8 protein-coding genes are annotated in these 15524 nt (G+C 44.1%); 7 read left to right on the forward strand and 1 reads right to left on the reverse strand.

Translation table 11 applies throughout. The features are described from left to right. The first annotated feature begins 5 nt into the window (after positions 1–5). From D0T50_RS09335 to D0T50_RS09365, 7 genes are all read left to right on the forward strand, one after another. Positions 6–1661 (forward strand): OstA-like protein, encoded by a 1656-nt coding sequence (locus D0T50_RS09335; protein WP_163223261.1) that lies wholly within the window; start codon positions 6–8, stop codon positions 1659–1661. 2 nt (positions 1662–1663) lie between these two features. Then, the gene (locus tag D0T50_RS09340; RefSeq protein WP_163223262.1) at positions 1664–1948 is read left to right on the forward strand and encodes a hypothetical protein; all 285 of its coding nucleotides are present in this window, start codon (positions 1664–1666) and stop codon (positions 1946–1948) included. Further along, the gene (mutL, locus tag D0T50_RS09345; protein WP_163223263.1) at positions 1945–3795 is read left to right on the forward strand and encodes a DNA mismatch repair endonuclease MutL; all 1851 of its coding nucleotides are present in this window, start codon (positions 1945–1947) and stop codon (positions 3793–3795) included. Before D0T50_RS09340 ends, mutL begins: the two co-directional genes overlap by 4 nt. A gap of 355 nt (positions 3796–4150) precedes the next feature. Next, the gene (locus D0T50_RS09350) at positions 4151–4900 is read left to right on the forward strand and encodes a 5'-nucleotidase C-terminal domain-containing protein (RefSeq protein ID WP_163223264.1); all 750 of its coding nucleotides are present in this window, start codon (positions 4151–4153) and stop codon (positions 4898–4900) included. A 9-nt stretch (positions 4901–4909) separates the two neighbouring features. Continuing rightward, positions 4910–5767, forward strand: coding sequence for a bifunctional UDP-sugar hydrolase/5'-nucleotidase (locus D0T50_RS09355; protein ID WP_163223265.1), 858 nt, complete (start codon positions 4910–4912; stop codon positions 5765–5767). A 14-nt stretch (positions 5768–5781) separates the two neighbouring features. Continuing rightward, positions 5782–8772: a glycoside hydrolase family 3 N-terminal domain-containing protein gene (locus D0T50_RS09360; RefSeq protein WP_163223266.1), complete on the forward strand. Its 2991-nt coding sequence runs from the start codon at positions 5782–5784 to the stop codon at positions 8770–8772. A 2-nt stretch (positions 8773–8774) separates the two neighbouring features. Then, positions 8775–11750 carry a glycoside hydrolase family 3 N-terminal domain-containing protein gene (locus D0T50_RS09365; RefSeq protein WP_163223294.1) on the forward strand — a complete coding sequence of 992 codons (2976 nt, stop codon included), beginning with the start codon at positions 8775–8777 and terminating at the stop codon, positions 11748–11750. An 18-nt stretch (positions 11751–11768) separates the two neighbouring features. On the opposite strand, the gene D0T50_RS09370 is transcribed toward D0T50_RS09365, so the two are convergent. Next, positions 11769–15521: a DUF3857 domain-containing protein gene (locus tag D0T50_RS09370; RefSeq protein ID WP_163223267.1), complete on the reverse strand. Its 3753-nt coding sequence runs from the start codon at positions 15519–15521 to the stop codon at positions 11769–11771. Positions 15522–15524 lie beyond the last annotated feature (3 nt).

The following is a 15524-nucleotide window of genomic DNA, read 5'->3' on the forward strand; positions in this document are numbered from 1 at the left end:
GCAATATGCGGGATACGAATAAAAAAATATCTCTGAGCAGGCATAGAATTCTCTGGATGGGGATACTATGCCTGTTTAGTGTATGTATTGTTTGGGGGCAAACACCTAATGACTCGATACCCCAAAGAAAGAAAACACGTGTGGATTTGCTTCATGCCGACTTAGGTTATATGGACAAGAATAATCGTCCCGATGTACAGGTGTTGGTGGGTAATGTGCAGTTCAAACACGACAGCATGTATATGTTTTGCGACAGTGCGCATGTTTACGAAAGCACGAACTCTTTCGAAGCGTTTGATAATGTGCGTATGGAACAAGGCGACACACTTTTTACCTATAGCGATTATCTTTTCTACGATGGTATGGCGCAACTCGCCATGCTACGCAACAATGTGAAACTCATCAATCGCAACACAACTTTGCTGGCGGATAGCTTAAACTACGATCGTGTTTACGACTTGGGTTACTATTTCAATGGCGGTATGTTGATGGACGAAGAGAATGTGTTAGTGTCCGACTGGGGCGAATACAGCCCGGCTACCAAACTCTCTGTCTTTAACCATCAGGTAGAGCTTACCAATCCGCAGTTTGTGCTTACTTCTGACACCTTGAAATACAATACCTTTACCAAAGTGGCAACTATTCTCGGGCCATCTAACATTGTCAGCGATGATAATCACATCTATTCCGAACGTGGTATTTATCACACTGCCGAAGATGTGGCGGAACTGCTCGATCGTTCTGTATTAACCAATCAAGGAAAAAAACTAATAGGAGATAGTCTATATTACAATCGCAAAGAAAGCTATGGTGAAGCGTTTGATAATGTTTGGATGAACGATTCTATTAATAAGCAAATGCTCACGGGCGATTACTGCTATTACAACGAACTTACACAAAACGCTTATTCTACGCGTCGTGCTATGGCCGTGGATTATTCGCAAGGCGACAGTCTTTTTCTGCATGGCGACACGCTGAAAATGTTAACGTTTCATCTTGATACCGATTCCATGTATCGCGAAGTGCGTGCTTATAACAAAGTGCGTTTTTATCGTACTGATGGGCAAGGAGTATGCGATTCGCTGGTTTACAACATGAAAGATTCCTGTATTTCTATGTATAATAACCCTATCTTGTGGAACGAAAATATGCAATTGCTCGGCGAAGAGATAAAGGTGTATATGAATGACAGTACCATCGACTGGGCTCACATTATTAACCAAGCATTGGCGGTGGAGAATAAAGACTCTATACATTACAATCAAGTCTCCGGCAAAGAGATTAAAGCTTACTTTATAGATGGCGATGTGCGTAAGGTAGATGTTATAGCCAATGTACTTGTAATCTTCTACCCCGAAGAGGATGATGGGTCTATAACTATGATGAACACCTCCGAAACCAGTTTGCTGAATCTGTATTTATTTAACCGTAAAATGGAAAAAATGGTGATGAGCCCCAAGCCCAAAGGCACACTTTACCCCATGAGTCAGATACCTCAAGATAAGCTTTACCTACCTACATTTGTATGGTTTGATTACATAAGACCGCTGAACAAGGACGATATATTTAACTGGCGAGGCAAACGAGCCGGGCAAGAGTTGCGCACAACTACCCGAAAAACCGTAACCGCGCCAAGTCGTGAACTCATAAATCCAAGATAGTCATGGGAATGTTTACACAAAGAAAACCACGCCGTTTCAATCATCAGTATATCTACTACGATGAACGAAAGGAAAGATTGCAGAAAATGGAAGAAAGTGCTAAACGTGATCTGGGGATGCTGCCCGAGAAAGAGTTTAGTCCCGAAGATATTCGCGGAAAGTTTATTGAAGGTACTACACACCTTAAACGACGAAAAGAAAGCGGGCGTAAACCCATGAGTTTGGGAGTGGGACTAGTTGCTATTGTTTTACTCATTTATTTATTGTATTTCTTGTTGAATTCATGAGCGACATCATACATTTGCTACCCGATTCAGTAGCCAATCAAATAGCTGCCGGTGAAGTTATTCAGCGCCCTGCCTCTGTTGTTAAGGAGTTGGTGGAAAATGCTATTGATGCAGGAGCAACAACAATAAATGTATTGATTACCGATGCCGGCAAGACTGCTTTGCAAGTGATTGATGATGGCAAAGGAATGTCCGAAACCGATGCACGCCTTGCCTTTGAACGCCATGCAACCTCCAAGATAAGCACTGCCGCCGACCTTTTTGCTTTACGTACCATGGGCTTTCGTGGAGAAGCACTCGCTTCTATTGCTGCGGTGGCACAAGTGGAATTGAAAACGCGTCAGGAAAAGGAAGAACTCGGTGTCCGGATAGAGATCGCAGGTTCGCGGGTAGAATCTCAAGAGGTGGTTTCTTGCCCCAAAGGAAGTAGCTTTTCGGTGAAGAACTTGTTTTTCAATATTCCTGTTCGTCGTAAATTTCTCAAATCTAATACGACCGAGTTAAGTAATATCCTTACCGAGTTTGAACGCATCGTTTTGGTGCATCCTGATATAGCTTTTACATTGCATAGCAATGATTCGGAAATGTTTAATCTACCTATTACCTCGTTGAGGCAGCGCATTGTCGCTGTTTTTGGCAAGAAGCTGAATCAGCAACTGCTTTCTGTAGAGGTGGAAACGACTCTGGTAAAGATATCTGGTTATGTAGGTAAACCCGAGAGTGCACGCAAAAAATCGGCTAATCAATATTTCTTTGTGAATGGTCGTTACATGCGCCATCCTTACTTTTATCGCGCTGTGACCGATGCGTACGAACATCTTATCCCAACCGGTGAGCAGGTTCCTTTCTTCCTTTATTTTGATGTTGATCCTGCCAATATTGATGTAAACATACACCCTACTAAGACAGAAATCAAATTTGAGAATGAGCAGGCCATTTGGCAAATTCTCTCGGCAGCGGTAAAAGAAGCGCTTGGCAAGTTCAATGCCGTACCTTCTATTGACTTTGATACCGAAGGAATGCCCGATATTCCTGTGTTTGAACAGAATCGCCCTATAGAGCCGCCCAAAGTGCATGTGGATACAAACTATAATCCGTTTAAAAGCGAGAAACCTTCTTATACACGCTCTAAAGTAGACTGGGAGGAGTTGTATAGTGGTTTGGAACGTACAGCTACGGTTTGTCCTCCTTCTCTGATGCCCGATGAAGAAACTATTGGAGCAGAAAACACCGTAGAAAGTATACCGGCACAAACATCTCTTTATGCAACCGATTCTATAGAAAGAGGCACGCTTCATTTGCAATACAAAGGACGTTATATCCTTACCTCTGTAAAGTCGGGGTTGATGATTATAGACCAACATCGCGCGCACGTACGTGTATTGTTTGACCGCTATATGCAACAAATCAAGCAAAAGCAAAGTGCCTCTCAGGGTGTGTTATTCCCCGAGATATTGCAACTACCGGCATCCGAAGCTGCTGTTCTGCAAGATATTATGGAAGATCTCTACGACATTGGTTTCGACCTGAGCAATCTGGGTGGAGGAAGTTATGCCATCAATGGTATCCCATCGGATATTGAAGGCTTAAACCCGGTGGAACTGGTACGCAATATGCTGCATACTGCCATAGAGAAAGGTAGTGATGTAAAAGAAGAAGTACAATCCACACTCTCGTTGACTCTTGCTCGTGCGGCAGCTATTGTTTATGGTCAGGTACTGAGCACTGAGGAAATGACCTGCCTGGTTGATAACCTTTTTGCTTGTACAATGCCCAACTATACGCCCGATGGGAAAACAATATTAAGCACCATCCGCGAAGAAGAGATAGATAAGTTGTTCCGGTAAGGTTCTTTTTTTGCTTCATTTCTCACTGTTTTTTACCTCGTTTCTGACTGTGTTTTGCTTCACTTTTGACTGTGTTTTTACCACAAAAGCAGTCAAAAATTGCTGTGAAGACCCTGTGAAGGATTAAATAGGGGGTCTTCACACGCAACTTGCTTACTGTCATTCGTTTACAGCGATATGTGAATGTGAAGACCTATTTGCTAAAACTACATTTGGAATGTATATTAAGCTGTTAGGTTGGTAAAATATGCACTAATTAATTCCGCCAACGGGTATATAAAATATGATTGTTTAAATATTTAGTATTGCAGAAAGCTGTATATTTGTGAGTGGTCTAAATAATTAACGTAAGCAAATGAAATACTATCAAAAAACAATGCTGGGAATAACTCTTTGTGCGGTTTTCCTATCTTGTACGCAACAACCCCAGCTAACGGAAGTTAAAGGCGGTAGAATAGAAATAGATGCCTCGTGGAACGGAGCTGAAACTGAGGCTAACGCCATTTTTCTTGAGTACAAACAAGCCATTGATAGCATTATGACACCGGTAATTGGTGTAAGCACTCAAAACATGACTTCGGGGAGACCGGAGAGTCTGCTCTCCAACCTTATAGCCGATGTGTTGAGAGATGCAACTGTGCCTCACATAGGAAGAGCTGCGGATGTTGCTGTAATTAACTTGGGCGGATTGCGGAGTACACTTGCGGCGGGCAACATAACTTTTGGTAATGTGTTCGAGATACTTCCTTTCGAAAATGCTTTGTGTATACTTAAGATGAAAGGAAAAGACATAAAAGAACTGATGCAAGGTATTGCTGTAAACGGCGCGGGTGTTAGTAATGTGCAAATGGAAGTAAAGGACAAAGAGGTGATTAGTCTAAAGATTGGAGGCAAACCCATCAATGATAATCAACTTTACGAAGTTGCTACACTCGACTATCTTGCCGAGGGAAACGATAGAATGACTGCTTTTCTGAAGGCGGAAAAAATGAATTGCTATCCCGAGGAAACGATTCGCAACATCTTTATGCAATACATTCAAAACGAAACAGCTGCGGGAAGAAAGATAACTTCCAAACTCGATGGAAGAATAACCTTAAAATAGAATGAAACTATGATACATATCACATCACTTACCCGGCAGATATGCCTGACACTTTTTGTCCTTTGTCTGTCGTTATCTGCCTCGGCGCAAAAAACACTCACTATTCTGCATACCAATGATGTGCATAGTCGTATGGAAGCAGTAGACGCTAACTCTGCCGATACTGTTTCGGCAGATAAAGGTGGATTTATTCGCTTGGCTGCCTGCGTAGAGAGTATGCGCAAAATAGATCCCGGTTTGCTGCTTCTTGACGCGGGTGATTTCTCGCAAGGTACACCCTATTATAATCTTTTCAAGGGCGAAGTAGAGATAAAGATGATGAACTCAATGAAGTACGATGCGGGTACTATTGGTAATCATGAATTTGACTTCGGAATGGAGAATATGGCGCGTTTGTTTCGCATGGCAAATCACCCTATCGTGTGTTGTAACTATGATGTTACGGGCACAGTGCTCGAAGGCTTGGTACAGCCTTACGTTGTCATCGAAAAGAAAGGCATTAAAATAGGTGTTATCGGTGTGGGTTATCAGCTCGAAGGAATGGTGCAAGCCAATAAATGTGAAGGAGTAACATACCACATTCCTTATGAGCGGGTAACTCAAATAGCAACCGAACTGAAGGCGAAAGGTTGTGCTGTGGTTATCTGCTTATCGCACTTGGGGCTTCGTGCTTCGCGCACCAACCCTGTTTGCGACATAGAATTAGCGAAGCAATGCCGCAATGTCGATTTGATTATCGGTGGACATTCGCACACGCTGATGGAAGAGCCGCTTGTAGAAAAGAATCCGGATAATAAAGACGTATATATATCGCAAATGGGGAAAAGTGGAATTTTCCTCGGGCGGTTTGATTTAACACTCGAATAAAAGCAACAAACTCTATGAAGAAAAATGTGTTACTTGCCGTTTTATGTGGTTGTTTTCTGACCCTTAAAGCGCAGCAACAATCTGTATTTATGTGTAAAGATAACAATGAAGCAGCCAGCCGCTGGGTAAACGAAACTTTGGGGCGGATGAACTTAAAAGAAAAAGTAGGGCAACTGATGGTGTATACCATTTCTCCCTTTGGTGATGCAAAAACCAAGAAACGGGCGCAAGAAGTCATTAAGAAGTATAAAATCGGCGGGGTGCTCTACTACAAAGGCACGATAGAAGGACAAGCCAACCTCACGAACTATATGCAAGCTCTTTCTACTATTCCGCTGATGGTTACCTTCGACGGAGAGTGGGGTTTGGCAATGCGATTGCAAGATGCACCCGATTACCCTAAAGCTGCGGCACTGGGTTGTATCCAGAACAATGAACTACTCTTTGAATATGGACAGGAAGTGGCGCGACAGTTCAAAGAGCTGGGTGTGCACGTGAATTTTGCTCCTGTTGCCGACGTTAATACCAATCCCAAGAACCCCGTTATTCATCATCGTTCATTTGGCGAAGACCCCAAGAAGGTAGCCGAAAAAGTGGTAGCCTATGCACGAGGATTAGAAAGTGCCGGTATTCTCTCCGTAACTAAACACTTCCCCGGTCATGGAGACACGGATACCGACTCGCACCTCTCTGCTCCGTGGGTATCCTATCCGCGGGCACATCTCGATACGGTAGAACTTCATCCCTTTAAAACGGCGATTGATGCCGGGCTGGGTGGCGTTATGGTTGGTCATCTGAAGGTTACTGCGCTGGAATCCGACAGAAGCATTGTTTCTTCCCTTTCGCATAATATCATTACCAAATTACTCAAAGAAGAACTTGGTTTCAAAGGCTTGGTCTTTACCGACGCAATGGAGATGAAAGGTGTCTGTGATATTCCTCAATGCAACGCTAAAGCGGTAAAAGCGGGCAATGATATGATACTGGTGTCGAAGGATATTGAAACAGCGCAACGAGAGATTCTCGATGCTGTCAAGCAAGGTGAAATAAGCGAGGAGGAGATTGACGAGAAGTGTCGTAAAATACTTACTTATAAGTATATGATGGGGTTGGATAATCGTCCGGTGTCGATTAACCCCAATACTATTAAAGAACAAATAAACACTCCCACTGCCCGCAGCTTAGAGACAAGGCTACGGCAGGAAGCTGTTACTGTTTTGGGAAATCATGGAAATGTGCTGCCACTTGAGGCGGTAGAAGGTGGAATTGCTGTATTAAATGTTGGCGAAGCGGGCAGTAGTATACCGTTTATTGAAACAATGCAAAAGTTCGCGACGGTAACTACTTTTCAATTAAGTAAAGATACACCCGAAGCGCAATGCAACTCCATAAAAACGGAATTGTCTAAATATCGTCGTGTGGTAATTGCTTATACCGGTAGTGATAAAAACACGCAAGAGTACGAGGGCTTTCTCAACAATCTGGACTTGCCAAGGTCATCGGTCGTTTATGTTTTCTTTACTTCCTACCGGGCAGCAGTGCAGCTTGTTACTGCACAACGAAAATCGTCTGCTACGGTATTGGCACATTCCGGACAAACCGACATACAGCAGCATGTAGCTAATGTGTTGTTTGCTAAAGCACCTGCTAATGGCAAGACTTCCATGAGCATTGGCGATCTTTATCAAAGAGACGAAGGTGTAACTATTACCACAGACATGCTGCCTCAGTCCACCCCCGAAGATCTCGGCCTCAAATCTTATATCTTCAATAAAGGTGTAGATTCCTTGCTGCGCACTGCGGTAGCAGAAAAGGTATTCCCCGGCTGCCAGGTGTTACTGTTAAAAGGCGGAAGAGTGGTTTATGAAAAAGCGATGGGTACGCACACTTACCAAGGAACAACGCTTGTACGCTCTACCGACCTATTTGATTTAGCGGAACTGACGCAAACTACAGGTACACTCCTTGCCATAATGAAACTGTTCGATGAAGGGAAATTGGCATTAAATGATAAGGTCTCTACCTACTTACCTTTTTTACGTAGTACCAACAAGAAAGATATCACTATACGCGAGTTACTACTACATCAATCGGGGCTACAACCTTATATGCGTTTCTCGAAGGGCTTGATAGACCAGCGCTCTGTTCCGGGTCCTTTTATGCAAGGATTTGTTGACGATTGGCACTACACACGCGTAGGCTACTATACTTACGCATGTGCTACATTTAAGTTTAAAGCAGGTCTGGTTGCAGAGAACTACATGCCCAGCCACACTTTGCACATGGCAGATGGAATGTGGTTAAGTAATGACTTTAAGGCAAATATGATGAGCACTTTCGATAAATCGCAACTGGGCAAGAAGAATTATGTTTACTGTAGCGATGCCTTTATCTTGTTGCAGCAAGTTGTAGAGAAACTTGTAGACGATTCTATTGATCACTACCTTGAGCAAACGTTTTATCAGCCTATGGGGTTAGTCCGAACAAAATACTTGCCGTTGCGTTTCTTTGATAAAGATGAAATCATGCCTACAGTTGCTAATGATTACTTGCGTCGTCAGGATTTGCACGGTCACGTACACGATGAATCGGCAGCTTGCCTGGGAGGTGTTTCGGGAAATGCAGGATTATTCTCCACGGCAAACGAAGTGGGACAAGTCTATCAGATGTTGCTTAATGGAGGTGTATTGCATGGTAAACGCTATTTTAGTGAAGAAACCTGCGCGCTCTTTACTACAGAACAATCGACTCTTAGTCGCCGTGGATTAGGTTTTGACAAGCCCGATAAGCAAGATGCTATTGCTAATCCTTGTGCCCCTTCGGCGCCTGCAGAGGTGTATGGACATACCGGATTTACCGGAACGTGTGCATGGGTAGATCCTACCCGCCAACTTGTCTATGTGTTTTTGAGTAACAGCGTATGTCCCGATGTGTGGAATGACAAGTTAGTTACGATGAAGCTACGGGAGCAGATTCAAGAACTAATCTACAAATCTATGGAGTAATGATGAAGAGGCTCTTAATGATAATAACGCTCTTGGCAATGGTGTTTGCTGCGAAAGCACAAGTAGAACCATTGCTGTTGAGTAAGACCGACGACCACTGTGAGCAGTGGGTGGACTCGGTATTCGAAAAACTTACAGTAAAGGAAAAGATTGGGCAACTCTTTGTATTTACTATTGCCCCGGTAGAGAATAAACCAAATTTAGCCTTGCTACGCGATGTGGTCAAAGAGTATAAAGTTGGTGGACTCCTCTTCTCGGGTGGACAGATGGAGATACAGGCTAAGTTAACCAACCAAGCGCAACAACTTGCCGATGTGCCGTTAATGATTACTTTTGATGGAGAGTGGGGGCTTGCCATGCGATTGAAAGGCACGCCCAACTATCCGCGCAACATGATTCTGGGCTGTATTGAAGATAATCAATTGCTCTATGAATATGGCAGAGAGGTAGCCCGTCAATGTCGCGAACTGGGTGTGCACGTAAATTTTGCTCCGGTAGCCGATGTAAATATCAATCCTAAGAATCCGGTTATCAACACGCGCTCTTTTGGCGAAAATCCTCAAAGAGTGGCAGATAAAGTTGTTGCTTATTCCACAGGGCTGGAAAGTGGCGGTGTATTGTCCGTCTCCAAACACTTTCCCGGTCATGGTGATACAGAAACCGATTCACACCATTCATTACCATTTCTCTCGTTTAGCCGGGCACGCCTTGATAGTATTGAACTTTATCCTTTCAAACAGGCTATTAGCGCAGGGTTAGGCTCTATCATGGTAGGGCATTTGGAGGTTCCGGTGCTCGAACCACAGCGAGGATTACCTTCTTCTCTCTCGCGCAACGTGGTGCAAGGATTGTTGATTGATGAACTTGGCTTTAAGGGGTTGGTTTTTACCGATGCACTTGCCATGAAGGGAGTTGCTACGCATACAAATGTTTCGTTGAAAGCTTTGCAAGCCGGGAATGATATGGTATTGTCGCCACGGCAGATAAAGAACGAACTCGAAGCCGTTTACAGAGCGGTGAAGAATGGCGAACTAAGCGAGGAGGAGATAAATACCAAATGTCGCAAGGTGCTTACCTACAAATATGCATTGGGTGTGCATAAGCAAAAGCATATTCAGCTATCGGGTTTGGAACAACGTATTAATACTCCCGAAGCGCATAATCTGATTCTACGGTTGAAACAAGCGGCTGTTACTGTATTAAAGAACAAGAAAAACATCTTACCGTTGCATACCGAGTTGAACGAAATAGCATTGGTGCATCTTGGATTGTCAACAAACTGTGCCACATTTGAGCAAGCGTTAAAAAAACAAGTAAAGGTTACGACCATACAGGTGGCGGCTAATCTGCCAATTGTTGAGCGCAAGCGCATTCACGAGCAACTCGCGAATTATAAACGGATTATTGTTTGCACCGCCGAACGTCAGCTTACACCTTATCAGGCTTTCTTGAATGGGTTTATGCCCGAACAACACATCATCTACACATTCTTTACCAATGGAGCTAATATGCCGCAGATTGGCAAAGCGATTTCGGCGGCAAATAGTGTGGTGATAGCTCATAACAATGATACTGGTGTGCAAGAACATGTTGTTAATCTCCTTTTTGGTAAGGCAACTGCTCTAGGAAGGGCTTCATCGAGTATTGGAGACCTGTTCAAACCGGGCGACGGGGTAACTATCACTCCACAGACAGAACACCAGTTTATACCTGAAGAGTTTGGTATGAACGAAGATGTACTCAACGGAATAGACAGCATTGCTTTGGAAGGAATTAAAGGGAAAGCCTATCCCGGTTGCCAGATTGTGGTATTGAAAGATGGGAAAACCATGTATGATAAATGCTTCGGCACGTTCGATGGAAATGCGGAACATCCGGTAGTCCCGGAGAGTATTTATGATATTGCTTCGTTGACAAAGACTACTGCCACACTGCTTGCAGTGATGAAGTTGTATGACAAGGGACTGTTTAACTTGTCGGATAAATTGTCTGACCACCTGCCCGACTTTCAGCAGACAGATAAAGCTAACATTACCATTCGCGAATTGCTGTTTCATCAATCGGGTTTGCCGTCGAGTATCAATTTCTATTTGAAGGCAATCGATAAAGATAGTTACCCCGGACAGCTCTACAGTGCCCGAAGAACTGTAAACCATACAGTACAAATTGATTGGCGAACCTACGCGCAACCCAAGTTTAAGTTCTTACCGGGTTTAATCGCAACAGCACAAGATGACACTCATAGCCTGCAAATAACTGATAATATGTGGCTCAGCACATCTTTCAGAGACAGTATTATTACCGGAATCATTGATGCCAAGCTGCTCGATAAACGGTTCCGATATAGTTGCATCGGTTTTGTCTTGTTACAAAAACTGGTTGAGGAGAAGAGCGGTATGGCGTTGGATAATTTCCTCGCTAAAGAGTTTTATCAGCCCATGGGCTTGAAACGTACCACCTACTTGCCGTTGCATTACTTCCAAAAAGAAGAAATTGTACCGTCAACTATCGATCGCTTTATTCGTAAAACAACCCTGCAGGGGTATGTGCACGACGAAACGGCAGCTTTTCAAGGTGGCGTTTCGGGTAATGCCGGATTGTTTTCTACGGCAAACGAAGTTGCGCTCATCTATCAGATGATACTGAATGGCGGTACACTAGACGATAAAAGATACCTCAGTGAAGAGACCTGCAAACTATTTACCACTTCTGTTTCCAAGATAAGCCGGCGTGGGCTTGGTTTTGACAGACCTGATACAAAGTTCCCCGACCGTAGCCCTTGCTGTAAGCAAGCACCTGCTTCTGTATATGGGCATGCCGGATTTACCGGTACCATTGCTTGGGTAGATCCCGACAATAAGCTGGTTTATATATTCCTTAGTAACCGCATTTATCCCGACGTGTGGGTAAATCAGCTGTCCAAACTGGATATACGTAAGCGGATACAGGAACAAATCTACAAATCCATCCTATCGTAACTCGTTAAGTAAAACCCCTTACATCGCATACGACTTATTATCCGCCTCGGCTACCGCGTGCACAAATTCTTTGAAAGCATCGTACTGCTGAGGCGTGATAGTTTCAGACTTGCGTTGGAAGCGTCGTGTAATAACCATTTGGCCGGACGTTTGCGCGTCGAAAGTTAAATCATACACCGCGTTGTCGCATTCCAGATGAATATCCTTGGGAACCTCCATAAACTTGCGCCCTTCGGGGAGTATGGCGGTAACTTTCTCCTCGGTTTTGTCTTCGGGGGCAAGCATCCAGAATTCTATCGGATATTTACGGGTATCAAGTGAATACTCTTCGAGTGAGGCGAATTGGTCTGCCCAGTGAATCTTGAAGATTTTCATCCCTGCAATCTCTTGCATGATGTTTTTAGCTTCTACTTCGTAGCTGTACTCCAGCGTATCGGCAAGTGATGTTAATTCGTTGAACTGTAGGTTCGATACTTTTACCGGTGTGGTGTAGTCCGAAGAAATGGCTTGACTCATTTGTTTGAGCTGTTCCTCCGCACCCAAGTCGGCATACATATGGCGGAAGCCTGAGGCGGCGTCAGCCCAACGAACAGTTTGGGTACTAATCATCATGTCGTTGTTATTGAACTGATACTTCGAAGTACGCAAAACAGCGTTCGGCATCCGAAACGGCATATTCATACTCAGTAACTTGCCTTCCGAAACTTCGTCTCCGTAAGGAATAGGAAGAATGGGGGAGTGCAGGTCGTAAACGGGTGCGGAACCGAATGGAAGTCTGCTATCGGTAAGCTCCAGGTAATACACCTTGCTGTCTATGGTAAGTTGTGCGATACAATGGTTGAACGCATTGCTGGGTAGCGGCAGAATATTTCTGCCGTTGTCGCGCGATAACAACAATACCAGATTGGCTTTGATGCCGGCTTTGCGGCATAGTGCCACGAATAGGGTAGATACATCCTTACAATCGCCCAAACGTGTGGAAATAGTACGTGATGCAGCTTGCGGAATGTAGTTATTCTGCATAAAGGGCACGTTGGAGTATGTGATATTCTTAACAATGTACTCGTAGAATAGCTCGGCTTTCTCTAAAGGAGAAGCATTCTCTTTGCCTTTAAGTATTTCATCGAACGTATCTTGAAGGAGGTAATCGCTCTTGAATTTATTGGTGGTAAGGTCTTTATACCAATTGGCTATAAAGTGCCAGTCGGGGAAACTACTATACGCCAAGGTTGGTACCACATCAACAAAAGAACTCATGGCAGGCTCCATGCGCAAAGCAGGCTGATTATTGGATGTCCAACGATAGAGTTTCATATCGCCCATATTGGTAATAACAGGGTCTATTTTCCCATTGGCTACCACATATTGAAATTTCTTCTCTTTGGGTAATAATAAGGAGTTGCTTATTACCATGGATGGCATACTGTATTGAAAAATATCCTGCGAGTAGATATGCTTTGAAATCACATCGGTAGCATATTCCTTGATGCGATATTCCAGATAGAGCGCGTCGCCTGGTTCTATATTGGTAAAGACTACCTGTCCGCCATTGCGTTCTGCCTTTACACGTTGTCCGTTTGCTTTAATAATTTCGGATTTGTCAATAGTAACATCTTGTCCGCTGTAGGCCGATACGTTGTATTCCTTCCAGATTTCCACACCTGTCTGGTTGAGAATTTTCACGGCTATTTCCATATGATACTCCGAAGCTCCTTCCGGGTAGAACATTTGCTTGCTGTCATAAAGCACCAACATAGAGTGATCATCGGGATAAACTTCCGCCGATGGGGCAGCAGCTATCAGGCTGTCGATGTTATAGCGTGGGAAAAGATCCTCAATCTCTTTTTCCCCTTCCAATTGGCGTAGCTGTGTGCGCGCATCGAAAGCCACGGGGTTGTAGTGAATCGCTTTTTTGTAATACTCTGCCGCTTGCTTTTCGTTCTTCATCGCTTTGAGTATGTCAGCTTGCAGGGTGTAAACGGCCGATAGATAGGGCGTTTGTTTCTCCATCTGTTTGGCTATCGTTAATGCTTCGTCATAGCGTTGCATTTGGTACAGTGTGCGTGCAAAAGATTGCAAAAATCCGATGGCATAGGGCATACGGGCTATACGGTCGCGTAGTATCTGCAACCCTTTTTCTACCTCACCATCCTTGATGTAACGCCCCGAGAGTGTACCCATGGCAGCCGGACTGAAATAGTTTTCGCAATAATTCTTGATGATTTCTTCGGCAGCAGTACGATTCTTCAAGGTGTTCTCTTCTATATTATAGACGGCGTTCATGTAACCGTAGTTGTATGGGTACTTAGCGAAGTTTTCGCGCGCAATGGCTATAGATTCTTCCTGGTTGTTTTGCTTGTTGGCAAGCCATGCATCCAGCAGGCGGGTGTCGAGGCTTTCGCCGTACAAATCCTTTATCTTCTGATTCAGGCTCCGTACTTCGTTTATTTTGTTGGATGAGATAGCTTCGGAACTTAAATTTGAAAGTGCGTAGAACGATTCGGGGTCGTCACGTTTCAAATCCTCAATCTGCTTGGTGTAGTATGTTTGATTCTGGGCACGGGCATACGCTTCGGCAAGGCGAGTATGCACATACGACGATTTGGGCGCTTGTTTCTGTACCTCTCTCAATAGCAAGATAGCTTCGTCGGCTTTGTCATTGCGCAGATAGGTTTCGGCAAGTACCAAGGCATAGAGCGGGTTAGTAGCATCGGTCTTTATTCTTTCTTGCAGATAGGCTTCGGGGAAAAACGGCAACGAGTTGTTGTTGGTTTTGTTGCTTGCTTTGGTATAGCTGGCATAGTCGGCACTCTCTTGTAGTCCTGTGAGCGGGATGCCTTGTTCGTCGGTAAGCCGTGCCATAAAGTTAAGTGCCTCTATTTCGCTTTGTCCCACCTGTACTAAGATGCGGTTAACACCTTTGTTTAGATTGATTTTGTAACTGTACACATCCATGTCGCAATTACGTTCTTGCTGCACAGAACCAACGAGGGCATCATTGATCCATACTTTCAGCGAACCCGAAGTCCCTAAACGAATAAATGCCTCTTGTGGCTGTGGCGATGTAACGAAGCTTTGTGCGTAGACCACAATGTCGTTAATCATATAATAATAGGTGAAATCGAACCAACCATCGCTCTTGTTTAGTCCCGGAGCATACCATCCTACTGTTGCTCCAAGATGATTCTGGAAAATATCCTTGGTGCGTGCTTTACTCACAGCACCCCATTCTTTTTCAAAACCACTTCCCGATATGTTATTAAATGCCCCAAGTATTTGCCAGTTGCGTAGCGCACCCACCTTGCCAAAGTATTCGGCAGACTTTTCGAAGTCATTGCAACCTTCGTAGTGTTTGCCTAGTGTTTCGTAAATCATGGCACGTAGCGTACCATTGGTGGTTTTATCTACTATCTCTTCCAGAAACTTTAGCTTCTCTGGTTTTAGTATAGTGCCATCGGCAAAGGTGTAGGGGGTGGTGTATAGACCATATAAAAAAGCGTCCGGTTCGTGACACAGACGATAGAATTTGGTGAAGTCGGCAAAAGCATCTTCGAGTTTATTCTCGCTCCAGTCCAGAATGCTGAGTGCAAGGTATGCATCGGCTTGTGTGGCGGGGTCGTTCAAAGCCTCGTTAAAGCTATTTCGAGCTTGCACGCGATTGTTGGCAAAGAACTCTTCCCATGCTTTTTGATAATTAGTTGATGCGAAAGTAAATCCCGGTAACAGTAAAAGAATACCTAGTAGTAAGGTAAATAGTGTATGCTTCTTCATAAT

Source organism: Bacteroides sp. 214 (assembly GCF_010501015.1).
Classification (GTDB): Bacteria; Bacteroidota; Bacteroidia; order Bacteroidales; family Bacteroidaceae; genus Bacteroides.